15 protein-coding genes are annotated in these 25,238 nt (G+C 57.0%); 8 read left to right on the top strand and 7 right to left on the bottom strand.

The genetic code is table 11. The annotated features are described in order from the left end of the window. Positions 1-12 precede the first annotated feature (12 nt). From mdtC to ACR8BN_RS06795, 3 genes are read right to left on the bottom strand one after another with little or no spacing between them, the layout of a single operon-like run. A complete protein-coding gene (gene mdtC / locus ACR8BN_RS06785; protein WP_143990402.1) occupies positions 13-3,087 on the bottom strand; it encodes a multidrug efflux RND transporter permease subunit MdtC in 3,075 nt (1,024 codons plus the stop codon). Next, a complete protein-coding gene (locus ACR8BN_RS06790; RefSeq protein ID WP_425041794.1) occupies positions 3,084-6,206 on the bottom strand; it encodes an MdtB/MuxB family multidrug efflux RND transporter permease subunit in 3,123 nt (1,040 codons plus the stop codon). Before ACR8BN_RS06790 ends, mdtC begins: the two co-directional genes overlap by 4 nt. Then, the gene (locus ACR8BN_RS06795; RefSeq protein WP_208443628.1) at positions 6,206-7,444 is read right to left on the bottom strand and encodes an MdtA/MuxA family multidrug efflux RND transporter periplasmic adaptor subunit; all 1,239 of its coding nucleotides are present in this window, start codon (positions 7,442-7,444) and stop codon (positions 6,206-6,208) included. Before ACR8BN_RS06795 ends, ACR8BN_RS06790 begins: the two co-directional genes overlap by 1 nt. Before the next feature lie 240 nt (positions 7,445-7,684). Here ACR8BN_RS06795 and ACR8BN_RS06800 point away from each other — a divergent pair, with 240 nt between their 5' ends. Both ACR8BN_RS06800 and ACR8BN_RS06805 read left to right on the top strand, forming a co-directional pair. Then, positions 7,685-8,644 (top strand): aldo/keto reductase, encoded by a 960-nt coding sequence (locus ACR8BN_RS06800; RefSeq protein WP_052272079.1) that lies wholly within the window; start codon positions 7,685-7,687, stop codon positions 8,642-8,644. Positions 8,645-8,853: 209 nt separating this feature from the next. Continuing rightward, positions 8,854-10,197, top strand: coding sequence for a carbohydrate porin (locus ACR8BN_RS06805; RefSeq protein ID WP_208443630.1), 1,344 nt, complete (start codon positions 8,854-8,856; stop codon positions 10,195-10,197). Between the two features lie 363 nt (positions 10,198-10,560). Here the strand turns inward: ACR8BN_RS06805 and yegD are convergent, their stop codons facing one another. The 3 genes from yegD to ACR8BN_RS06820 all read right to left on the bottom strand — a co-directional run bounded on the left by yegD (position 10,561) and on the right by ACR8BN_RS06820 (position 16,102). Continuing rightward, complete coding sequence (gene yegD / locus ACR8BN_RS06810; RefSeq protein ID WP_031591370.1) at positions 10,561-11,913, bottom strand: molecular chaperone; 1,353 nt, start codon at positions 11,911-11,913, stop codon at positions 10,561-10,563. A gap of 75 nt (positions 11,914-11,988) precedes the next feature. Beyond that, positions 11,989-15,324 carry a diguanylate cyclase gene (locus ACR8BN_RS06815; protein ID WP_434747440.1) on the bottom strand — a complete coding sequence of 1,112 codons (3,336 nt, stop codon included), beginning with the start codon at positions 15,322-15,324 and terminating at the stop codon, positions 11,989-11,991. A 163-nt stretch (positions 15,325-15,487) separates the two neighbouring features. After that, positions 15,488-16,102: a phosphatase PAP2 family protein gene (locus tag ACR8BN_RS06820; RefSeq protein WP_010248160.1), complete on the bottom strand. Its 615-nt coding sequence runs from the start codon at positions 16,100-16,102 to the stop codon at positions 15,488-15,490. A 283-nt stretch (positions 16,103-16,385) separates the two neighbouring features. Here ACR8BN_RS06820 and udk point away from each other — a divergent pair, with 283 nt between their 5' ends. The 3 genes from udk (at position 16,386) to asmA (ending at position 19,526) form a co-directional block, all read left to right on the top strand. Then, positions 16,386-17,027 carry a uridine kinase gene (gene udk / locus ACR8BN_RS06825; protein WP_010670982.1) on the top strand — a complete coding sequence of 214 codons (642 nt, stop codon included), beginning with the start codon at positions 16,386-16,388 and terminating at the stop codon, positions 17,025-17,027. Between the two features lie 81 nt (positions 17,028-17,108). After that, on the top strand, positions 17,109-17,690 hold the full coding sequence (gene dcd / locus ACR8BN_RS06830; protein ID WP_004571280.1) for a dCTP deaminase: 582 nt from the start codon (positions 17,109-17,111) through the stop codon (positions 17,688-17,690). A gap of 12 nt (positions 17,691-17,702) precedes the next feature. Then, positions 17,703-19,526: an outer membrane assembly protein AsmA gene (gene asmA / locus ACR8BN_RS06835; protein WP_208443632.1), complete on the top strand. Its 1,824-nt coding sequence runs from the start codon at positions 17,703-17,705 to the stop codon at positions 19,524-19,526. Between the two features lie 30 nt (positions 19,527-19,556). On the opposite strand, the gene ACR8BN_RS06840 is transcribed toward asmA, so the two are convergent. Then, entirely contained in the window at positions 19,557-21,128 is a 1,572-nt protein-coding gene (locus ACR8BN_RS06840; protein WP_064703722.1) for a TerC family protein, read from the bottom strand. A 795-nt stretch (positions 21,129-21,923) separates the two neighbouring features. Here ACR8BN_RS06840 and wbaP point away from each other — a divergent pair. From wbaP to ACR8BN_RS06855, 3 genes are all read left to right on the top strand, one after another. After that, positions 21,924-23,357 carry an undecaprenyl-phosphate galactose phosphotransferase WbaP gene (gene wbaP, locus ACR8BN_RS06845; protein WP_031591364.1) on the top strand — a complete coding sequence of 478 codons (1,434 nt, stop codon included), beginning with the start codon at positions 21,924-21,926 and terminating at the stop codon, positions 23,355-23,357. A 287-nt stretch (positions 23,358-23,644) separates the two neighbouring features. After that, positions 23,645-24,784: a polysaccharide export protein gene (locus ACR8BN_RS06850; protein ID WP_039391477.1), complete on the top strand. Its 1,140-nt coding sequence runs from the start codon at positions 23,645-23,647 to the stop codon at positions 24,782-24,784. Positions 24,785-24,793: 9 nt separating this feature from the next. Next, complete coding sequence (locus ACR8BN_RS06855) at positions 24,794-25,228, top strand: protein-tyrosine-phosphatase (protein WP_050680148.1); 435 nt, start codon at positions 24,794-24,796, stop codon at positions 25,226-25,228. Positions 25,229-25,238 lie beyond the last annotated feature (10 nt).

Consider the following 25,238-nt stretch of genomic DNA (forward strand, 5'->3'; position numbering starts at 1 on the left):
CCGCCATACCTGTTACGGCTGCTGCGCGGCGGCCAGCGGGCGTTTTTTACGGCGCAACTTATCCATCATTAAATAGACCACCGGCGTGGTGTAGAGCGTCAGCAGCTGGCTCATCACCAGCCCGCCTGCAATGGTAATCCCCAGCGGCTGACGCAACTCTGCGCCGTCGCCGCTGGTCAGCACCAGCGGCAGCGCGCCAAACAGCGCCGCCAGCGTCGTCATCATAATCGGCCGGAAGCGCAACAGGCACGCCTGGAAAATCGCCTCCCGCGCGCTGAGCTGGCCGTTGCGCTCTGCCTCCAGCGCAAAATCGACCATCATGATGGCGTTCTTTTTCACGATTCCGATCAGCAGCAGAATACCGATCAGCGCAATCAGGCTGAAGGGCGTATCGAACAGCTCCAGCGCCAGCAGCGCACCGACACCCGCCGAGGGCAGGGTAGAGAGGATCGTCAGCGGATGGACATAGCTCTCATAGAGGATCCCCAGCACGATATAGACCGCCGCAATCGCCGCCAGCATCAGCCAGAGCTGATTACTTTGCGACTGCTGAAACACCTGCGCCGTACCGGCAAAGCTGCCGCGCACGCTGGAGGGCACGCCAATCGCGGTCATGGTGCGTTCAATTGCCTCCGACGCCTGCGACAGCGACACCCCTTCCGGCAGGTTAAATGAAATGGTCGAGGCGGCAGAGAGCCCTTCATGGTTGACCGAGAGCGGCGCATTCGCGGGCTGCCAGTGGGCAAACCACGACAGCGGAATCGCTTTACCTTCGCTGTTTATCACGAACATCTGCGACAGGGCGCTGATATCCTGGGTGTAGCGCGGATCGACCTCCATCACCACTTTGTACTGGTTAAGCGGCTGATAGATGGTGGAGATCTGACGCTGACCAAAGGCGTTATTCAGCAGGGCATTGGCCTGAGAGACATCGATGCCAAGCCGCGCCATACTTTCCCGGTCATAGGTCAGCGCCATCTCGCTGCCTTTATCCTGCTGATCGGAGTTCACATCCGCCAGCTGTGGCAGAGCAGAGAACGCCTGACGGATTTTTGGCTCCCACTCACGCAGGGCGTTAAGGTCGTCCGACAGCAGGGAATATTGATAACCGGCATTCGATTCCCGACCGCCGACGCGCAGATCCTGCACCGCATTCAGATAGAGACTCGCCCCGGGTTCTTTCGCCAGCTTATTGCGCAGGCGGGCGATAATCTCCACTGCGCTCTCTTTCCGCTCCGACAGCGGCTTCAGCGAGATAAACATGGAGCCGCTGTTGGTACGCATCCCGCCGGTGAAGCCCACCACGCTCTCTACCGCCGGATCGGCCCCGACAATCTCCATAAAATCCTGCAGTTTACTGCGCATCGCCTGAAACGAAATGCTCTGGTCGGCAGAGATAAACCCGGAAAGTCGTCCGGTATCCTGCTCCGGCATAAAGGTTTTCGGAATATGGACAAACAGCCAGCCGGTCAGGACGATGGTGGCGAAAAACAGCACCATCACCCAGCGCGCATGGTTCAGTACCACGCTAAGCGAGCGGCCATAGCCCTGCTGGATCGCCATCAGCAGCCGGCCCGCGCCGCGCTGACGCGGCTGGCTGCGCGGCGCGTGCGGCTTAAGCAGATAAGCGCACATCACCGGCGTCAGGGTGACCGAGATAAACAGCGAGATGACGATAGCCACCGACAGCGTAATGGCAAATTCTGAGAAGAAGCGGCCAATCAGTCCGCCGATCATCAGCAGCGGCAGGAACACGGCAATCAGTGACAGGCTCATCGACAACACGGTAAAACCGACTTCCCGCACCCCTTTCAGTGCGGCGGCCAGCGGCTTCATGCCCGCTTCTACGTGTCGGGCAATGTTCTCCAGCACCACAATCGCATCATCCACCACAAAGCCGGTGGCGATGGTCAGCGCCATCAGCGACAGGTTGTTGAGGCTGAAGCCGCACAGGTACATCGCGGCAAAGGTGCCGATCAGTGAAACCGGCACCGCGACGGCCGGGATCAGCGTGGCGCGGCCCGAACGCAGGAAAATAAACACCACCAGAATTACCAGCGCCACGGCGATCACCAGCGACTGCTCCACCTCATGCAGCGAGGCGCGAATGGTGGGTGAGCGATCCTGCGCAATCTGCAGATCGATGGCGGCCGGGATCACCTCATGCAGCAGCGGCATTTCGGCGCGGATGCGGTCCACCGTATCGATGACGTTGGCTTCAGGCGTTTTGCGGATCAGCAGCAGCACCGCCGGTTTACCGCGCGACATCCCGGCGTTGCGTACGTCCTGCACTGAATCTTCGACTGTCGCCACATCCGACAGCCTGACCGCCGCGCCGTTGTTGTAATGCACTATCAGCGGCTGATACTCACTGGCGGTCTGCAACGCGTCATTGGTACGCAACTGCCAGCGCTGCTGCGAATCATCCAGTGCGCCCTGCGGCCGTCGCTGATTGGCGTTGGAAATGGCGGTGCGCACCGCATCCAGCGAGACGCCCTGATTAAACAGCGCCTGTGGATTCAGTGCCACGCGGACCGCAGGCAGCGAGCTGCCACCCACGGTGACGTCGCCCACGCCCTCAATCTGTGACAGTTTCTGCGCCAGCTGGGTCGAGGCGTAATCGTAGAGCTGACCCGGATTATAGGTATCCGAGGTCAGCGTCATGATCATAATCGGCGCATCTGAAGGGTTCACTTTGCGATAGGTCGGGCGCGACGGCATCCCGGTAGGCAGCAGGCTTTGCGCCGCGTTAATCGCGGCCTGCACATCGCGCGCGGCTCCGTTGATGTCGCGATCAAAATCAAACACCAGAATGATGCGGGTGCTGCCCAGCGAACTGGTAGAGGTCATTTCACTGACGCCCGCGATGCGTCCCAGCGAGCGCTCCAGCGGCGTGGCCACCGACGACGCCATGATCTCCGGTGCGGCACCCGGCAGCGAAGCCGAGATAACGATCACCGGAAAATCAACCTGCGGCAGCGGCGCTACCGGCAGCAGCCGGAAACCCAGCATCCCCGCCAGTGCGATGGCCAGCGTCAGCAGGGTGGTGGCGACGGGCCGGTTGATGAACAGGGCAAAGAACTTCACTCTGCGGCCTCCGTGCGGGCAAAGCGGCGGCGGGTGGCGTGCGCCAGTCGATCAAACAGCAGGTAGATCACCGGTGTGGTAAACAGGGTCAGCACCTGGCTCAGAATCAGCCCGCCAACCATGGCAATCCCCAGCGGATGACGCAGTTCGGCACCGACGCCGGTGCTGAGCATCAGCGGCAGCGCGCCGAGCAGGGCGGCCAGCGTGGTCATCAGAATCGGGCGGAAGCGCAGCAGGCAGGCCTGATAGATGGCATCAACAGGCTTCATACCCTGTTCACGCTCGGCCGCCAGCGCAAAGTCGATCATCATGATGGCGTTCTTTTTCACGATGCCGATCAGCAGGATGATGCCGATTATCGCCACGATATCCAGCTCATTGCCGCTGAGCATCAGCGCCAGCAGCGCGCCGACACCCGCCGTGGGCAGCGTTGAGAGAATTGTGATGGGGTGAATAAAGCTCTCATAAAGCACGCCCAGCACGATGTACATCGCCACAATCGCCGCCACAATCAGCCAGACGGTGCTGCTCAGCGCCGCTTCAAACGCCAGCGTGCTGCCCTGGAACTGCGTCATCAGCTCTGCGGGCATGCCAAGCTCGGCTTCAGCCTGCGACACCGCTTTCACCGCATCTTCCAGCGAATAGCCGTCAGCCACGTTGAAGGAGAAGGTCGCCGACGGGAACTGGTCGAGATGGTTAATGCTGAGCGGCGTGTTGCGCTGTTCAATGCGGGCAATGGCGCTCAGCGGTACGCTGCCGCCGTCGCTGCTGTTAAGGCGAATCGCATTCAGGCTCTCCATGCCTGGAGTGGCACTATTATCCTGCTCCAGCACCACCCGATACTGGTTCGCCTGGGTATAAATGGTGGAGATGAGCCGCTGACCAAAGGCGTTGTACAGCGCGTTATCGACATCCGCCATGCTGATGCCGAGGCGGCTGGCGCTGTCACGGTCCACTTTGACATAGGCTTCCAGCCCCTGATCCTGCCAGTCACTGCTGACATCACGCAGCTGTGGCAGGGTACTGAGCCGGGTCAGCAGCGCCGGAACCCAGGTGCTGAGCGAAGACAGTGAACCCGATTGCAGCGTGAACTGATAGGGCGTGCGGCTCGCCTGGGTATCAATGGTGAGATCCTGCACCGCCTGCAGCCACAGCTGTACGCCCGGTACCTCACTGACCTGCTGTTGCAGGCGCTGCTGAATAGCAGGAATGCGGTCGTCGCGTTGATCCAGCGGTTTGAGGTTGATCTGCAGACGCGCGCTGTTCAGCGAGGCATTGGTGCCATCCACGCCGACAAACGAAGTCATGCTCTCCACTGCCGGATCTTTCATGATGATGGAGGCGACGTCGCGGGTGCGCTGTGCCATGCTGGCATAGGAGACCGACTGCGGTGCCTGCAGCGTGCCCTGAATAATGCTGTTGTCCTGCTGCGGGAAAAAGCCTTTCGGGATGAGCATCCACAGCACCAGCGTCAGCACCAGGGTGCCAAGCGCCACCGACAGCGTGAGCCAGGGATGATTGAGTACCCGTTTCAGGCCGCGGCCATAGGCGGCCACGATACGATCAAACATCGCTTCGCTGGCCCGCGAAAAGCGGTTCTGTTTGCGCAGCGACTCCGCGCTCAGCATCCTGGCGCACATCATCGGCGTCAGGGTCAGTGACACCACCGCTGAAATCAGAATCGCCACTGCCAGCGTCACGGCAAATTCGCGGAACAGACGGCCGATCACGTCGCCCATAAACAGCAGCGGGATCAGGACCGCAATCAGCGAGAAGGTGAGGGAGATGATGGTAAAGCCGATCTCTCCGGCACCTTTCAGCGCGGCGGTCAGCGGCTTTTCCCCTTTCTCGATATAGCGTGAGATATTCTCAATCACCACGATGGCATCATCGACCACAAAGCCGGTGGCGATGGTCAGCGCCATCAGCGTCAGGTTGTTAATTGAAAAGCCGAGGAAGTACATCGCCGCGAAGGTGCCGATCAGCGACAGAGGCACCGCAACCGCCGGGATCAGCGTGGCGGGCACGTTGCGCAGAAACAGATAGATAATCATCACCACCAGCGCCATCGCCAGCATCAGCTCATACTGCGTGTCGTTGACCGAAGCGCGAATATTGGTGGTGCGGTCGGTGAGCAGTTTAACCTCCACCGACTTCGGCAGGGCTGCGGTCAGGGCGGGCAACATGGCACGGATATTATCTGCTGTGGCGATGATATTGGCACCAGGCTGACGCTGAACGTTGAGCACAATCGCCGCATCGCGGTTGGCCCAGGCGCCGAGCCAGCTGTTTTCTGCTCCCTGTTCTATGGTCGCCACGTCGCCAAGACGCACCGGTGCGCCGTTTTTGTAGCTGATAATCAGCTGGCGATAATCTTCCGCTGATTTCATCTGGTCATTGGCTGACAGGGTAACTGAGCGGGTCGGACCATCTAGGCTGCCTTTGGCGGAGTTAACGTTGGCATTGCTGATGGCGGTCCGCACCGTTTCGCTGGTCAGACCCAGCGCAGCCAGCGCCTGCGCATTCATTTTCACCCGCACCGCCGGACGCTGACCGCCCGATAGCGTCACCAGTCCGACGCCGCTGACCTGAGAGATTTTCTGCGCCACCCGCGTTTCCACCATGTCCTGCACCTGCGTCAGCGGCATGCTGCGCGTGGTGACGGCAAGCGTCATGATTGGTGGATCGGCAGGATTCACTTTGCTGTAGACCGGCGGATTAGGCAGGTCGTTGGGCAGCAGGTTAGTGGCGGAGTTAATGGCAGCCTGCACCTCCTGCTCTGCCACATCCAGCGGCAGCGTCAGCTGGAACTGCAGCGTCACCACCGAGGCACCGCCGGAGCTTTGCGACGCCATCTGTTTCAGGCCAGACATCTGACCAAACTGGCGCTCAAGCGGCGCGGTGATGGAGGAGGTGACCACATCCGGGCTGGCACCCGGATAGAGCGTGACGACCTGAATAGTCGGATAGTCGACTTCCGGCAGCGCCGAGACCGGCAGGAAGCGGTAGCCCAGCACCCCGGCCAGCAGGATCGCAATCATCAACAGCGTGGTGGCGACCGGCCGCAGGATAAACTGGCGTGACGGTCCGCCACTGTGATCGGGAGGCATGACCTGCATTACTCACGCTCTCCTTTTGACGGCAGGGCGGCGCGGGTAGCGCGCGGTGCGTTGCTCTGCGGCGCGACCACCTCGACTTTTGCGCCTTCCGTCAGGCGATCCAGCCCATCGGTCACGACGCGTTCACCCGCCTCCAGCCCGGCGCTGACTACCACTTTCTCGCTATCCTGCAAGCCAGCAATCACGCTTTTCTTACTGACCTTGTTGTCACTGTTAACCACCCAGACAAAGTTACCTTCGTTGCCCATCTGCAGCGCGGCAGGTGGGATAACAATCGCATCCTGCAGGGTATTGACCTTCAGCCGCACATTCACGAACTGATTGGGAAACAGCGTGTCGTCCTGATTATCAAAACGCGCTTTAATTTTGATGGTGCCGGTGGTGACATCAATCTGGTTATCGAGGCTCAGCAGTTTGCCGCTGGCGATCAGATTCTGATTACTGCGATCCCAGGCTTCCACCAGCAGCGGCTCACCGCTTTTCTGCGCCTTGAGTATGGAACTGATGCTGTTCTCAGCCAGGGTAAAAACCACATCAATCGGGTGCGTCTGGGTGATCACCACGATACCGGTGGTGTCGCCGCTGGTGACGTAGTTGCCGACATCCACCTGTTTCAGCCCGACGCGGCCGGCAATCGGCGCGGTGATCCGGCTGTAGGTAAGATTGAGCTGCGCACTGGCGACGCTTCCCTCATCCGCTTTCAGCGTGCCGAGCGTTTCACTGACCAGTGAGCGCTGGGTATCCAGCTCCTGTTGCGACACCAGCGAGGTTTTTGCCAGCTTCTCGAAGCGCGCCAGGTCACGACGGGCGTTGGCCAGCGTCGCCTGATCTTTCGCCAATTGGCCCTGCGCCTGCGTTAACGCCACCTGATAAGGCCGCGGGTCGACTTCTGCCAGTAGCTCGCCCGCTTTCACCTGCTGGCCTTCGGTAAAGTGGATTGCCAGCAGATCGCCATTGACCCGGCTGCGCACCGTGGCCGTGTTAGCCGCAGTCACCGTACCCAGTCCGCTCAGATAGTGCGGCACGCTCTGGCTGGTGGCCGTAGCGGCCTGAACCGGCGCGAGGGGACGACGGGCGCCGTCACCGCCGCCTTTGCCGCCACGTGGCGCAGGTGCGTCACTCTGACTGCTGCTCTGGGGCAGGGCATGGCGCTGCCAGACATAATAGCCGCCAGCGGCCACGGCGATCAGGGCCAGCACGATAAGGGTTTTCTTCATAACAGGATGTCGGGTGCTCATGATTGTTGGTGCTCTCCAGCAGTGACGTAGTCCCAGGCGCAGGCATAAAATGGGTAGCCTGCAAACGACAGAGTGTAGCCGCCTCTGACGGGCAGAAGTTGAAGGAAATAAGGATATCTGTCAGGGCGGGGTAATTATGCCTGTTCTTTCATTAATCGCATCACAATCGTCATAAAGCCGTGAAATCCCTTTGCTATGCTGAAAGACAGGCGGTTTTTTCAGGCAAATAAGGAGCAGGAAATGAGTCAGAATCAAACCCGGCAGTTGGGTGACAGTGGTATCGCGGTGCCGTTGCTGACGTTTGGCGGCAACGTGTTTGGCTGGACAGTGGATCAAACCACCTCCTTTTCTCTGCTGGATGCGCTGGTTGATCGAGGCCTGTGGTTTATCGATACCGCTGACGTCTATTCCCGCTGGGCACCGGGCAATAAAGGCGGTGAATCGGAAACCATTATGGGTGAATGGCTGAAAAAAAGCGGCAAACGCGACCAGATCGTGCTGGCAACCAAGGTTGGCATGGAATTGTCGCCGGAGAAAACCGGACTCAAACCGCAATATATCCGTCAGGCAGTCGAAGATTCCCTGCGCCGGTTGCAGACCGACTATATCGACCTATACCAGGCGCACCGCGACGATCAGGATACGCCGCTGGCGGAAACGCTGAGCGCCTTTGACAGCCTGATCAGAGAGGGCAAAGTGCGGGCGATTGGTGCCTCCAATTACAGCGCGGCGCGGCTGCAGGAGGCATTGCAGATCAGTGAAACGCAGGGGCTGGCACGCTATGAAACCCTGCAACCTGAATATAACCTTTATGACCGCCAGCCCTATGAGTCGGAGCTGGAGCCGGTGGTGATGGCGCAGGGTCTGGGCGTTATTAACTACTATTCACTCGCCAGCGGCTTTCTCAGTGGCAAATACCGCGAGGCGGCGGATGCGGGTAAAAGCGCGCGCGGTCAGGGTGTCGTAGATAAATACCTTAATCCGCGTGGTTTGCGGATTCTCGACGCACTGGATGCTATCAGCGAAGCGCATCAGGTGACGCCGACGCAGGTGGCGCTGGCCTGGCTGATCGCCCGTCCCGGTATCACCGCACCGATTGTCAGTGCTACCTCGCTGAAACAGCTCGACGATCTGACTGGCGCGATGCAGCTGACGCTGACCCCGGCGCAGATTGAACAACTGAATCAGGCAAGCCAGTAAACACAAGGGGCGATAGCGCCCCTTTTTACGCTGCACCTGTCAAAAAATTGGCATCCCGCCCAGAGAATAACCAATCAGAGATCCCGATCACAAATGCGTTAATAAACGGATGTTACGGGTAATTATGCGCACGTATTTACAAAAAACAGAGATTATCCAGCACTATCCTCTGCGCGTCATTTTCCGTAACTTACATAAGAATAAGCAAGATGAAAAACAGAAAAGCAGAGCAGCGTTTTCCGCTGCGCCGTGTGGCAACCGGCACCCTGATCCTGGCCATGTTTTCCGCGCAGGCAATGGCCGCTGACGCCCTGAGTCCGGACTCCGAATGGATGTTTGGTGACTGGGGCGGGTACCGAACGCAGCTGCAGGACGACGGCATTAAGTTTGACGTTAACTACACCATGGAAAGCGCCGCGAATTTAGGCGGCGGGGCAGATACCAACACTACCATGCGCTACAGCGATCAGTGGTCGTTCGGCACTAATTTCGATCTGCAGAAGCTGCTGGACTGGCAGGATGCCGAGTTCCAGATGACCGTGACCAGTCGTAACGGACAGAATCTTTCTGAACAGGTCGCGGATCAACGCACCGGTATGCTCTCCTCGGTGCAGGAAGTTTACGGTCGCGGCCAGACCTGGCGTCTGACCCAGTTCTGGTTGCGCAAAGGATTGTTTAACGATGTGGTCGATGTGAAAGCCGGGCGGGTGACGGTGGGGGAAGACTTCGATAACTTCGATGGCAATCTGTTCCAGAACCTGGCGCTGGGCAGCGGGCAGGCGGGTAACTGGCGCGGCGATCGCTGGTTCAACTGGCCGGTGTCGCAGTGGGGCGGCCGGGTGAAATTCAATATCACGCCGGACGTTTTCTTCCAGGTCGGTTTCTATAATCAGAACCGCGCTAACTACGATCGCGGTGATGGTTTCCGTCTGGATACCAGCAATTCAGAAGGAAATCTGGTGCCGGTCGAACTGGGCTGGAAACCGACCTTCGGGCCGGAGAAATTACCGGGTAACTACCGCATCGGCTATTACTATTCGTCGGTAGATGGCGATGTTTATGGCAGCTGGCGCAACGGCAGCTATCAGGATCAGGCCCATTCCTATGGCGGCTATCTGCTGTTACAGCAACAGCTGACCGCGCAGGATGGCGATGTGAATCGCGGTCTGGGCGTGCGGGTGCAGGCGGTGATGAACGATCACAAGACCTCAAAGACCGACAACTACCAGTCTATTGCGTTTACCTGGACAGGCCCGTTTGATGCCCGTCCTCAGGATGAGATCGGCGTGGGCGCGTCACGTGTTCATGTGAACAGCGACTATACCCGCTCACTGCGTCAGCAGAATCAGGCTAATGGCGAGAGCCGCTTTGACAGCCCGACCTATCTGCCGATTCAGGAAGGTTCAGAGTACAACTATGAGGTTTACTACAACGCTAAAGTAACTAACTGGATGTCACTGCGACCTAACCTGCAGTATGTGGTTGCACCGGGCGCAGTCAGTGAAGTGAAAGATGCGTTTATCGGCGGTATCAGCGCGAATATTGCCTTCTGATTTTCCGGGCGAGCGAGCCGCAGTGCGGGCCAGCGCACCTCTGCTGCTGCCGGGCCGTCCTCGTGCCGCTCACGCGGTGCCTTCGGCTTTGACGTCGTGCCGACGAACCGTTCGGGGATCGGCCCTCCCTGGCCGGCCCCGAACTGTCCACGCTTCCCGGCGTGGACTTCTGGCCCACCGTCACGCCTCAGCGCTGCGGATAGCCCTTTCAGCAGCAGAGGCGCTCAGGCCTCCACTCTCGAGCCCTTTCTGACAATACACACTGAAGTTTCAGAGCAGGCTGGCACCAGACTGCGTTATCACCTGTCGCTTAACTGACTGGCATTACACCCTCAGGTGCCTTTTTGTTATTGCAGTGCAAGCCTAGCGGAACATCACTTCCGCCCAGCGGGCCAGCCCTGCGGTGACGGAGGCGAAATCATCGCCACCTGCAATCGGTGTATCCGGCAGCGTCTGCTGCAGCGCTGCGCGCAGCAACGGCGAACGCGCACTGCCGCCGGTCAGGTAAATCACATCGGGCTTAATCTGGCTGGTGGCCAATGCCAGCTGCACCTGTTCCAGAATTTTCTCCAGCGGCTGACTGATGGCATCCTGCAGCTGATCCACGCCAATCTCTGTCTCTAAGGCGGCGGCAATAAAGTCGAGGGAGGCGGTATGCGCCGGGCTGGCTGACAGCGCAATCTTGCTCTCTTCCGCTGCGCGCACCAGGCGATAACTGAGCTTCTGCTGCCATACTTTCAGCAGGCGAGCCACCACGTCACCCTGTTCCGCATCCCGCACTAAATCACGCAGCCACTTCCCGCAGGCGGGACTGTAAAAGTCGCTTTGTGCCGGAACATCATTGATGGCGATCGCATTCCACCACGGCAGCGCAGGCAGGGCGGTGCCTTTCTGGGTGTTACCGCCCAGACCGAGTAGCGGCATCAGGGTCTTAAACGTCAGCATGATATCCAGGTCGTTACCGCCGACGCGGCAACCGCTGTGGCCCAGCAGACTTTCACGGCGGTCAGCTTTATCACGCCACTTCGGCCCCATCAGCAACATCGAGCAGTCAGTAGTACCACCGCCAATATCCACCACCAGTACCCGCGTCTCCTGCTGCAGCGTGGCTTCGAAATCGAGTCCGGCCGCCACCGGTTCGAACTGGAACTCCACGTCGCGGAAACCGGCGCGGTGGGCGGCGCGCAGCAGAATACCTTCAGCCTGCTGGTTAGACTCTTCACTGCCTAAACCCTGGAAGTTGACCGGGCGTCCGATCACCGCCTGATCGATAGCCTGATCAAGCTGGCTTTCACCCTGCTTGCGGATGTGCAGCATCATGGCGCAGACCAGATCTTCAAACAGGGCAATCTGCTGTGGCTTCAGGCCAGTAGCACCGAGGAACGATTTGGGGGATTTAACGAACCAGACATCTTCGGGATCGACCATATAGTGCTGCAGCGCGGTGAGGCCAAACTGCACGCTATTGGGCTGGACCTCGATATCTTCTTCACGGTTATATCGCAGCGCACGCTGCAGCAGCGCCGTGGTTTCGCTGTCAGGCGTCGCGACCTGATGATGACGATAGAGCCATTCGCTGATCGACTCGCGGGTTGGCGCACAGATCATCGACGGCAGCAGGCGCTGATCATTTTCCAGCGTTAACAGACGTGGCGTGCCATTTTCGCTGACTGCAATAGAGCAGTTAGCCGTGCCGTAATCGAATCCTATGAACATTTTCGCCCCCATGCCGGAAAAAAGGGGGCGACTTTAGCGCAGCTTCAGCAGGGTGGCAAGCGGGCAGCGCCGGAATTAACGAATAGCGAAGATGTGATCTTCAGCCAGTGAACGCAACGGCTGGCGCTCCGCCACGGCACTGCCCCAGACGCCATTAACATCGAGGTTAGCCAGGGTGCTGAGCAGGGCCGGTACCGAAACCGGACCGGCCAGCACCGAGATATTGCGCTGTGTGGCCTGGCCCTGGATGATAGTCAGCAGCATCTCATCCATCAGATTATTGTGAACGTTGGCAACCAGTTCAGGCGCCAGCACCAGATAATCGACCACCTCGTCACTCAGCAGATTGAAGGCATCCAGATTACGGCCAAAATGCTGCAATACGATGCGGCAGCCGCATTGCCGCAGTTGCAGCAGCGCGGCATAGAGCTGATCGCCCTGGCTCAGCACGCTGGCGGCAGGGAAAGCAAAACCACAGCCGCTGCTGGAGAGACCGGCGGCAACAAAGCGCTGGCAGAGTTGCTGCACAAAGGCGGCATCACTCAGCACCTGGGCGTTAAGCGGCAGAATCACCGGGATGCCTTTGTTATTGAGCCGTTGCACGTCGTGGCGGAAAAAAGCCTCAAGAATATTGTTATCCAGCCGGCGACGCAGCGTTTCATCAGGCAGGTTATTGCGCAGTAGTGTCTCATCCAGCAGCAACCCGTCAGCGGTCAACAGCTGGACCTCAAGCAGCCAGATAAAGGCTGCCTGCGGCGTTTTTGGCGGGGCAATGGCCCAGGCGGGCAGTTCGATCTTCAGCGCATCAATCATTGCTGCATCCATGCCCTGATGGTTGCCCGACAGCGGTAAGCGATGCTGTTCGTAGACCACCAGCCGTCCGCGCCCGCTGCGTTTGGCGTTGTAACAGGCGATGTCCGCCTGCGAAAGCACGTCGCTGCTCTGACAGTTTTCTGCTGAAATCTGCGTCACGCCCGCGCTGGCACCGACCTGATAGAGGCGTCCCAGCCACTGGAACCGGTAATCATTTACCGCGGCGACAATGCGCTGCACCACATCATGTGCCTGTGTGATATCGCAATCGGGCATCAGTAGTGCAAACTCATCACCGCCCAGTCGCGCAAGGAAATCGCTGCTGCGCAGAGGGTGCTGCATCAGATCGGAGAGTTCGCGCAGTAATGCATCGCCTGCAGCATGCCCGGCGCTGTCATTGACCGCTTTAAACTTATCAAGGTCGATAAACACCAGCACATGCTGATGCTGATGTTCAGCGGCATCAAACAGCAGACGCTTAAGCTGAAGTTCGAAGCTGGCGCGGTTAGGCAGACGAGTCAGGGTGTCATGCAGCGCGCTGTAGCTCAGGCGCTTCATCAGTTTGCGTGACTCACTCACATCCTGAATGACCATCACCGCCCCCTGTTCCAGACCCGCTTCTGAACGCAGCGGCGTGATGCTGTAGTGAATATCAATATGGCCGCCATCCGGGGTATGCAGCACCAGATCTTCAGCGAGACCGGGGGTGACTTTTTCCGGCGGCAGCTGGCATAACAGCAAATTCTCTACCTCAGGGCCGTTACGTCCCTGCGTGATATGCAGCAGCTCACTCAGCGGCTGACCGGCGGCCTGCTCCTGCGACCAGCCACTCATTTTCTCCGCCACCGGGTTCATAAAGGCAACGCGCATCTCTTTATCGGTGCTGATGACCGCTTCGCCGATCGAATCCAGGGTGATCGCCATGCGCTCTTTCTCCTGAAACAGCGCCTCATTAAGATTGCGTAGCGGCGTGATGTCCTGACAGATGCCCAGCATGCGCTCAATGCGGCCTTCTTTACTCAGCAGCCGGTTGGCCTGAGTGCGCACCCAGCGATGTCCCTGGTCATCGACCACGCGGTACTCCATGTGAAACGCGCTGCGAAGCTCAATCGCCTGTTGCACCGTCAGTGCGGCATACTCGCGATCGGCGGGATGCAGCAGATGGATCCAGAGGTCATAGCTGGGCGACTCATGCGGGGCAAGACCAAACAGCGCGTACATGCGCTTGTCCCATAACATCTCGCCGGTCAGCAGGTTCCACTCCCATACGCCAATGCCACCCGCTTCGTTGGCCAGCGTAATACGCTCCATCAGCCGGCGATTCACCTGCTCGCTCTGCTTCAGCTCAGAGATATCGATAATCTGCGCAATAAAGTAGAGCGGTTCCTGGTTACCATCGCGCACCAGCGATACCGTCAGCCGCGCCCAGACAATCTCGCCATCTTTGCGGAAATAGCGCTTCTCAAAGGTGTAGGTATCAATCTCACCCGCCAGCAGTCGGTTCGCATGTTGCAAATCCAGGCTGAGATCGTCGGGATGGGTGATCTGCTGAAAGGTCAGCCGCTTCAGCTCCTCAGCCGGATAGCCCAGGATCTGGCACAGCGAGCGGTTGACCTGCAACCAGCTGCCGTGGGGCGCCACCAGCGCCATCCCAATGGCGGAGTACTCCATTGCGTGACGGAAGCGGGTTTCACTGTCAGTGATATGGAGCTTTTCGCGCCGGAACGCATCCATCACCAGCGACATAATGTGACTGGGGATTAGCACCAGCAGGAACGGCAGCCAGCTGGAGACCGGGCCCAGCGCGCTGTTGTTGTTCACCACGGTGACCAGATCAAAGGCGAGCAGTACCGAGATAAAACTGGCGTTCAGGAAGAACAGCACAAACGCCTGCAGCTTGGGCAGGCGAACCGCGCACCAGAACAGGATCACCACGATAAAGGTAAAGGGCCACGGCAAAAAGCGCAGCGCCAGATAACTGGCCCCGAGGGTGAGAAGAAGCGTCAGCAGAGCTTCGGCCAGGCGCAGATTGCTGAACACCGTGCGACGCAGCGGCCACGGCAGCAGTAACAGCATCGGGCCTAACACCAGCATGCCGATGATTTCGGAGATCACCCAGGTATAAAAGAAGGGAAACGAGGCGTGGCCGCTGACCTGCAGCGTCCAGAGTGCCAGCAGGCCGCCGAGCACCGGCGTCACGATGCCCACCGACAGTACCATCCGTGCCCAGTCATGCAGCGAATCCAGCGGCGCGCGCCGATCCAGCAGGGCGCGCAGCAGCATGCCACCCACACCGGCCTGGATAAGATTGAGCAGGGCGAATTTAATATTCGAGAGGGCAGGCCCGATGATGATGGCGTTAGCCCCGGCGGTGCCAAGCACGCAGGCCGTCAGCAGCAGTGGGAGCTGGCGTGACGGGCAGCGGAAAACCACGACGGTCATTAAGGTGGTCGGAAACCAGAGCGGGGAGATTTTCCCGCTGACGACGATCAGTTCCAGACAGAATAGTGTCAGGACAAACACCACGCAGCCAAGGAGCAACGCCGAGAGCCAGCGGTTTGGCGTGCTATTTTGCGGGGACAGGATCTCTATCGTCATGCGGACTTCCGGCAGGGTGCAGCGCTCCACAATGGCGAATCAGGCACCAGTCATTCTCTCACTGCATGCTAGCACATCCGGCCAGGAAAAAAGGGGTGAAATCAATATTGCCCGTTATTCGGCGAATTGACGGGCACGCTAAGATTGATTGCCAGCACGTTGATTACTGGCGGAAAAGATCGGCGCGGGTATAGGGTTTCTCCATGCCCGCAAGGCTGGCGGCGAAACGCTCCAGGAACTGCTGCGTGGTGGCGACACGACCGTGACTCATCAATACAAACGGCACTAACAGCGCAGCACCGACCTGCGGCCAGCTGAAGCCTTTGAGCGAGGTGCGACGCTGGGAGATCAGAAACGCCGTGCTCAGCGTGAAACCCAGCAGCAGCCCGGTGACCACTTCACTTTTAGAGTGTGCGTGGATGACCAGGCGGGAGAAACCGACCATCAGGGGAATCAGATAGCCAACCCCAATCGCCGCAATGCGCCACATCGCGGACCAGCGCCCGGAAATCAGCCACAGCATGACCGGCCACAGCGTGGCGGACATGGCGCTGTGGCCGCTGAAACCGGTAAAATTAAAGCGGGCGCTGCCGATGCCAAACCCCAGAAACAGAATTTTAGAGATGCTGACGGTCAGGCCAGCCAGGCCAAATGCCACAATCCAGTAAAAGACCGTATGACGATTATCACTCTTCCACGGTAAAATCAGCGCAATAATCACGGCTGTTGGAATCAACAGCATGCTGTCGCCAAAATAGGTCAAAGTCTTCCAGTGCATACCACTCCTGATGCATCTTCGGTCGTCACGTTAGCGACACGCGTTGTCTGAACAGCGCGCCGCGCAGGCCATTTTTTTTATAGTATGGTGTGCCGCTAGTTTATCGGTGAAATGAGTGGCGTCCAAAGGAGAAAGTCTGAAAAGTCGCCGACGCCATTTCTCTGGCATCAAAAGGCCGAAATCCCTATACTTAGCGCGAACACACCCTCTCCATTTCGGCCCGTCCGCTGCCCGCGTAATGTGTGACCAGTGGCAGGCTCCAGTTATCAGGTCTTAAAAAAGTATGACTGACAAGTCTCATCAGTGCGTGATTGTAGGCATTGCCGGCGCTTCCGCATCCGGTAAAAGTTTAATTGCCAGCACGCTCTATCGTGAAATCCGTGATCAGGTAGGTGGCGAGCACATCGGGGTCATCCCGGAAGATGCTTATTACAAAGATCAAAGTCACCTCACCATGGAAGAGAGGGTTAAAACCAATTATGACCATCCGAGTGCGATGGATCATGATTTGCTGTTGCAGCATCTGCAGGCGGTCAAAGCCGGTCAGGATATTGAGCTGCCGGTCTACAGCTACGTTGAGCACACCCGCACCCAGCAAACGCATCATCTGAGCGCAAAAAAGGTCATCATCCTTGAAGGCATTCTGCTGTTAACCGATGCCCGTCTGCGCCAGGAACTCAACTTCTCTATCTTCGTGGACACGCCGCTCGACATCTGTCTGATGCGCCGTATGAAACGTGACGTCAATGAGCGTGGCCGCTCAATGGATTCGGTAATGAGTCAGTATCAGAAGACCGTGCGTCCGATGTTCCTGCAGTTTATCGAGCCATCAAAACAGTACGCCGATATCATTGTGCCGCGCGGCGGAAAAAACCGTATCGCCATCGATATTCTCAAGGCGAAAATCAACCAGTTTTTTGAATAACGCACGTCCGTCCGGACGTGGTGCAGACCGGCGGCAGGCACGCATGCCGGTTTGCTACACTTATGCCATGGAGTTACCGCAATGAGATTATGCGATCGCGATATTGAAGCCTGGCTGGACAATGGCAAACTGGCCATTGAGCCACGCCCGCCGGTCGAGCGCATTAACGGGGCCACCGTCGATGTGCGTCTGGGTAATCAGTTCCGCACCTTCAGCGGTCATACCGCGGCCTTTATCGATCTGAGCGGCCCGAAACAGGAAGTGAGCGCGGCACTGGATCGGGTCATGAGCGATGAGATCGTATTGCCTGATGGCGAGGCCTTTTTCCTCCATCCGGGAGAGCTGGCACTGGCGGTGACGCTGGAGTCCGTGACGCTGCCTGACGATCTGGTCGGCTGGCTGGATGGCCGTTCATCGCTGGCGCGACTTGGGTTGATGGTACACGTTACGGCTCACCGCATCGATCCTGGCTGGCAGGGCCGTATCGTGCTGGAGTTCTACAATTCAGGTAAACTGCCGCTGGCTCTGCGTCCCGGTATGCTGATCGGCGCGCTGAGTTTTGAACCGCTTTCAGGCCCGGCTGCGCGTCCCTATAACCGACGTGAAGATGCAAAATATCGCGGTCAGCAGGGCGCTGATGCCAGCCGTATCGACAAAGACTGATCTGAGGATGTAATGAAAAGAGTGATAACCACGCTGGCCATCCTGTTAGTGGTGGTCGTAACGGGAATGAGCGCACTGGTGCTGCTGGTCAATCCCAACGACTTTCGTGCCTATATGGTGCAGCAGGTCGAACAACGCAGTGGTTATCGCCTTGAGGTCAGCAGCGATCTGCGCTGGCACGTCTGGCCTCAGCTCAGCATCCTGGCCGGCCGGATGAGCCTTACCGCGCCGGGTGCCAGCCAGCCGATGGTCTCGGCGGAAAACATGCGGCTGGATGTTGATCTCTGGCCACTGTTATCTCATCAGCTCAGCGTCAGCCAGGTGATGCTGAAAAATGCGATAGTGCGGGTGACGCCAGATAGCCGCGCGCAGCGTGCCAGAAATGCGCCCCAGGGTCCGCGTGATGCGGAGCCGGCCTCTCCTTCCAGCGGCTGGTCATTTGATATCGCTAAACTGCGGGTAGCAGACAGTCTGTTGATCTGGCAGCAGCCAGGCGGCGACGAATATAATTTCCGCGACCTCAACATTAATATGGAACAGGACGCGAACAAGCTGGCGACGCTGTCGCTGAGCACCACGCTGATGCGCAACCAGCGCAACGCCACACTGAATCTCAAAGGCCAGCTGGATGCCGCGCAATATCCCCATCGCCTCAGCGGCCAGTTGCAGCAGCTTGATTACACCTTGTCCGGTGCCGACATTCCGGCACAGGGGATCAAAGGCTCGCTGAGCCTGCAGGGCGACTGGAATAGTGACCGCCAGCAGCTCTCCTTCAGTAATCTGCAGCTCACCGCCAATGACAGCACCCTGACCGGGCAGGGCAGTGGCCATATTGCGCCACCGCAGCAGCTGGCGCTGGATCTGAAAGCCAGCAACCTTAACGTCGATAATTTACTCACCAGTGCGCCCGTCTCTGACGCGCCTGGCGTGCAGCACGCCACCGTGGCCCGTTCGCCGGTGATTGCTGCGCCGCGGGAACGCAGCAACGCCGACTCTCCGCTGAATGACCTGGATCTGGCGCTGAAGTTACAGGCTGACAATGCGGTATGGCGCGGACTCTCTCTGACCAATCTTTCGGTAAACGCCAGCAATCAGCAGGGAGTGATGACGCTGAAGACGCTAAGCGGCAAGCTGGGCAATGGCAGCTTCTCCATTCCCGGCAGTATCGACATCCGTCAGCCAGAGACGCGGGTCAGCCTTAAACCCCAACTCCGTTTAATTGCGATTCAGCCGCTGCTTAAAGCGTTTGAACTGCCGGAAAGCGTGCAGGGGAACCTGAGTCTGGATGGCGACCTGTCGGGCGATACGCTGACGGTCGAAGCAGCCAAACGTCGCTGGCAGGGCAGGGCGACCATCAGCGCCAGTAACCTGAAGCTGGCAGAGCTGAATCTGCAGCAGATGGTGCAGCGTGCCGTGGCGCGGGTCAGCGATAAGGTCAGCAGCGATCAGGCGGTGGATGAGGGGATTGAGTCGATTAGCGCACAGGTGGCGCTGAATAAGGGCGTACTCAGCTTCAGCGATATCAATGGCAACGGCCAGAATCTGGGCCTGCAGGGCGCGGGCAAAGTTGACATGGTGCAGCAACAGCTGGATATGACCCTGGGGCTGAAAATCAGTGGCTGGCATGGCGAGGATGCGCTGGTGAAGGCACTCTCCAGTCAGCCGGTTCCGCTGCGCATGTATGGTAGCTGGGACAGCCTGCAATACTCCCTGCCGGTGGATGACGTTCTGCGTAACCGGCTGCAGAGTGAGGCGAAATCACGGCTGAATCAGTGGATCGATCGCCAGAAAGAGGGCGAGAACAAAGAGAACCTGAAGAAAATCATGCGCCCGTAGCGGGCGCATTCCCTTCAGCCCGCTAATCGCTCAGACCTCGTAATTGATATCGGGCTGCAGCAGGATCTCGACTTTCTGCACCCGATGATTTTCGACCTGCAGCGTTCGCAGCAGATAGTCACCCAGTTGCAACACTTCGCCTTCCTGAGGGATGTGTTGCAGCTTATCCATCAGTAATCCCGCCAGCGTATGATAGTCACCCTGCTCATCGAGCGGCAATTTCACATAGAGCGCCAGATCTTCCAGTGGCATATGACCGTTAGCAATCCAGTGGCCTTCACCCTGAATCTGAATATCGTAGCGTGCATCGATTTCACCCGCCTCATTCGGCAGATTGCCGGCGATGGTCTCCATTACATCGCTCAGCGTGACCACGCCTTCCACCGAACCAAATTCATCGACCACAAAGGCGAAGTGAGTATGGGCCTGACGAAACTGTTCCAGTGCCTGCAGCACCGTCAGCCGTTCAGGAAAGACCAGCGGTTGTCGAATCAGGGCGCGTAAATCGAGGGAGTTCTGGTGCAGTGACTGATGCAGCAGATCGATAACGTGAACCACGCCCAGCGGTTCGCTGGAGTGATCCGTGATCAGTATTCGCGTGTGCTGGTTGCGGTCGAGGCGCGACATAATCTCTGCCGGATCATCACTGAGATCGATATGTTCTACGTCGTGGCGCGAGGTCATGATGCTGTTAATGTGGCGCTGACCCATCCCCAGTACGCGGGCAATCATCACCCGCTCCTGCCGGTTAAACAGCATGCTGTCATCACTGTCAGCAATCAGTGACGAGGTTTTCGCATCCAGCTCCGCCGGTTCTGCCGCGCCGCGCAGCAGTCGTAACACCGCTTCCGCCGTGCGCTGGCGTAGCGGACGACCGGCCGACAGCACCCGACGACGATTAAAGTGCGCTAACTGGTTCAGTGCCTCAATGACCACCGAGAAGCCGATTGCCGCATAGAGGTAGCCTTTGGGAATCACAAAGCCAAAGCCTTCCGCCACCAGGCTGAAGCCGATCATCAGCAGAAAGCTTAAGCAGAGGATCACAATCGTAGGATGGTTGTTCACGAAGCGGGTTAACGGCTTGCTGGCGAGCAGCATCAGCAGAATGGCGATGGTAACCGCAATCATCATGACCGGTAAGTCATTAACCATGCCGACGGCAGTAATCACCGCATCCAGCGAGAAGATGGCATCCAGCACCACGATTTGCGCCACCACCGGCCAGAATTTAGCGCCGCCTTTTTGTTGACCGGACGCCTCATCATCCCCTTCAAGACGCTCATTCAACTCTGTGGTGGCTTTAAATAGCAGGAAAATCCCGCCTGTCAGCAGCAGTAAATCGCGCGCACTAAAGGGGTGGCCCGCAAGCGTAATCCAGGGTTCTTTCAGCGTAACCAGCCAGGAAAGCGATGCCAGCAGCAATAATCGGCACAATAACGCCAGCAGCAGTCCAATCACGCGCGCGCGGTCGCGAAGCGGCCCTGGAAGCTTCTCAACCAGGATGGCGATGAAGATCAGATTGTCGATGCCTAAAACCAGTTCCAGAACGATTAGCGTGACTAATCCCGCCCATAGCGAGGGATCTGCAATTACCTCCAGCATGCCTTGTTCACCTGAATGTCTTAAATTGAGTTTTCTCTGATGATAGTGGAGTGCGAAGCCACGTACAAATGGCAGGGCAGGGGGCATGTTCTCAGATAACCACGCTATATCGTGCAAAATATGAACATAATAGTGTGACGCTTTGATTAACTTCACAGGGCGCAGTAGAGATAATTCTTAGTCATTGGCTGACAGAAAAGAGATATTCACCTGTCGGGCTTATGCGATTTATCTCATCGGGAGTATGGCATTAATCCGAATTGTGAAGAAAGGATTGCACTGCCCGTCAGGCCTCAATACTAATTGCTGGTAGTCTTTTTCCTAAAATAGTCCAGGGATGGCGGGACCTGCTTGTAAACAAGCCAGTAATAACTAGTATAGCAACAAGTTAGCAAACTCTGCCCCAGAGTCGTAATCTGCGTACCTATTCGACATTAATCGCAATGTCACGAATGAGTAATTCGCCTGTGAACGTCTGCATGATGCGTTGCGGTAACGCTAACGCATTACGGGGAGCATTATGAATGATGACAGCGATATTGGCAGCGACAGCCAAGGGCGGTAGCGTGCCCGAATCGCGTTTTTGTTGATAAAGTGAGCAGCGCTGGCGGTGGTTAAGTCAGAGTAATCTGTTGGTATTCATCACAATATTATTGGTTTCATGGTTAAGATCATTGGCGTAAACGCCGCAGGAGCTCCCCTTAGAAACGGCTCACTCTGGAGAGGTTTCGTCGCTTAATGATTAAACAGGCGATAGCCGTTGCGGGTTTAAGGAAATAAAATAAAGAGTTAAATATGCGCGATACAGAATTTACGTTTAAAAGTCTTATTACCAAATTAATGCTGGCATGTTCAGACTTAATTTGTTTCAACGCAGCGTTATTTTTGGCGATGATGCTAATTAATTTGCAGTCAGATTCGCCGCTGGCAGATATTTCTGAAAAAGAAATGAATTTAAAAATTGCCACGCACATTTGCCTGTCGGTAATTTGTATTGGCTGGTTCTGGGTAAGGCTGCGTCACTACACTTACCGCAAACCTTTCTGGTTCGAATTAAAAGAAGTTTTTCGTACCATTCTTATATTTTCTGTTATCGACCTGTCGATTACCGCCCTGTCGCAGTGGCAGATGTCGCGTTTCGTCTGGTTACTGACCTGGGTCCTGGCGCTGATTTTAATTCCGACCTGCCGCGCGCTTTCTAAACGTCTGCTGAATAAAAATGGCTTGTGGAAAAAACAGACCATTATTATCGGCAGCAGCAAAAATGCGCACGAAGCCTGGCAGGCACTGCAAAGCGAAGAGGTCATGGGTTTTGACGTTATCGCCTTCTATGACGTTGATGGAACCTGTCCGCAGGAGATCATGAACGGCGTGCCGGTGCTGCGCGACGAGCAGGAGCTCTGGAGCCTCACCAACAGCGAAACGCAGTTTATCGTCGCGGTTGAGTATGAGCAGAGTCAGTACCGTGATGTCTGGCTTAAATCGCTGGCGATGCACAACTGCCGTTCAGTATCAGTGATCCCAACCCTGCGTGGTGTACCGCTCTACGGTACCGATATGGCCTATATCTTCAGCCATGAAGTGATGATTCTGCGGGTTCAGAACAACCTGGCCAAACGCACTTCGCGCTTCCTGAAGCGGGCATTTGATATCGTGGGTGCGCTCTCGATTATCCTGATGCTGATGCCAGCGCTGCTGGTACTGGGCTTCCTTGTGGGCCGTGACGGTGGACCACCGATTTATGGTCACGAGCGTGTGGGAATGAATGGCCGTAAATTCAAATGCCTGAAATTCCGCTCAATGGTCATTAATTCAAAAGAAGTGCTGGAAGAGGTGCTGCGCACCGATCCGATTGCCCGTGCGGAATGGGATAAAGATTTCAAACTCAAAAATGATCCACGTATTACTAAAGTGGGCCACTTCATCCGTAAAACAAGCCTCGATGAGCTCCCTCAGCTCTGGAACGTGGTGCGCGGTGATATGAGTCTGGTCGGACCGCGTCCGGTCATTGAAGATGAACTCTGTCGTTATGCCGGTGATGTTGATTATTACCTGATGGCAAAGCCAGGCATGACGGGATTGTGGCAGGTCAGCGGTCGTAATGATGTTGACTATGAAACCCGCGTCTATTTCGACTCGTGGTACGTGAAAAACTGGTCACTGTGGAACGACATCGCGATTCTGTTTAAAACAGTGGGCGTGGTGTTGAAACGCGATGGTGCCTATTAATCGTGAGTCGGAATGAGCGCGTTAACGCGCGCTCAGAGGTGTTTTGCCGTTGTCAGGCGTGTCGTTGATAGTGGCCATCATCAGGGATATCGCTGTGCATCCATAGTCCGCTATGATGCGTGGCGTTCAGGGTACACCCTGGTAGATGGCCGCTACTTATAACAAGTGGAGCAAGGATAATGAACGACAGGTTCAGTGCTTAAGTCAGGTAGGATTTACTTTTTGTTGGACGCTTACACAGCGGCGGTTTCGCCTCTATCAATAAATAACTGATAGCGAAGATCTAAATGATTACAATCAAAATGAAATTGATACCCTTGCTGGTATCCGCCACATTCCTTAGCGGGTGTACGATCGAACCAGGTTCTCACCTTTCTACATCAGGAAAAGATGTTGTTGAACAGCAGGATAGCAACTTTGACATCGATAAATATGTCAATGTCTTCCCGCTGACGCCTTCACTGGTTGAAAGGATGCGTCCGAAGCCACTGGTGGCTCAGACGAATCCTGCCCTGCAGAACGAAATTCAGAACTACGAATACCGTATCGGTGTGGGTGATGTTCTGACCGTAACGGTCTGGGATCACCCGGAACTGACTACCCCAGCGGGTCAGTACCGTAGCGCCAGCGACACCGGTAACTGGGTGCATTCTGACGGCACCATTTTCTATCCCTACATCGGTCGTGTGCGTGTAGCGGGCCGTACCGTCGGCGAAGTACGTGACGAAGTGTCACGTCGTCTGGCTCAGTACATTGAAAGCCCACAGGTTGATGTCAGCATCGCCTCGTTCAAATCACAGAAAACCTATGTGACGGGTTCAGTGACCACTTCAGGTCAGCAGCCCATCACCAACGTTCCGTTGACGGTGCTGGATGCGATCAACGCCGCTGGCGGCCTGGCCGCTGATGCTGACTGGCGCAACGTAGTGCTGACGCACAACGGTCGTGAACAGCGCATCTCTCTGCAGGCACTGATGCAGAATGGTGACCTGAGCCAGAACCACCTCCTCTATCCAGGCGATATTCTTTACGTTCCGCGTAACGATGATCTGAAAATCTTCGTGATGGGTGAAGTGAAGCAGCAGACCACCCTGAAAATGGACCGTAGCGGCATGACGCTGGCGGAAGCACTGGGCAATGCGGCCGGGATGGATCAAACCACCTCTGATGCCACCGGTGTATTCGTTATCCGTCCACTGCACGGCACCGATCGCAGCAAGATTGCCAACATCTATCAGTTGAACACCAAAGATGCGGCATCCATGGTGATGGGAACCGATTTCCAGCTCCAGCCTTATGACATTGTTTATGTCACCTCTACGCCGCTGACGCGCTGGAACCGTGTGATTTCGCAATTGATACCAACCATTGCCGGTATCAACGATGCGACACAGGCCGCTTCGCGTATCCGCACCTGGGGTAATTAAGGTCCGACCATGATTAAGTCCGTGTTAGTCGTTTGCGTTGGTAACATCTGTCGCTCTCCTACCGGAGAGCGCCTGTTTAAACGTGCGTTGCACGATTTAGATGTTCGCTCTGCCGGCCTGGGGGCGCTGGTCGGCCACCCGGCCGATAAGATGGCGTCTGAAGTCGCTGCTGCGCAGGGTCTGTCGCTGGAAGGACATCAGGCGCAGCAGTTGACGGCAGAGATGTGCCGCCATGTTGACCTGATTCTGGTCATGGAAAAGCGACATATTGAACAGGTGAACCGCATCGATCCCGCCGCGCGTGGCAAAACCATGCTGCTGGGGCACTGGCTCAATCAGAAAGAAATTGCGGATCCGTACAGAAAAAGCCGCGAGGCCTTTGAAGAGATTTACGGATTACTGGAAAACGCTACCCAGAAGTGGGTCAACGTATTAAGCCGATAGTTGGGATTAT

The sequence above is a fragment of the Pantoea sp. Lu_F5_004 genome (assembly GCF_051136245.1).
Taxonomy (GTDB): domain Bacteria; phylum Pseudomonadota; class Gammaproteobacteria; order Enterobacterales; family Enterobacteriaceae; genus Pantoea; species Pantoea agglomerans.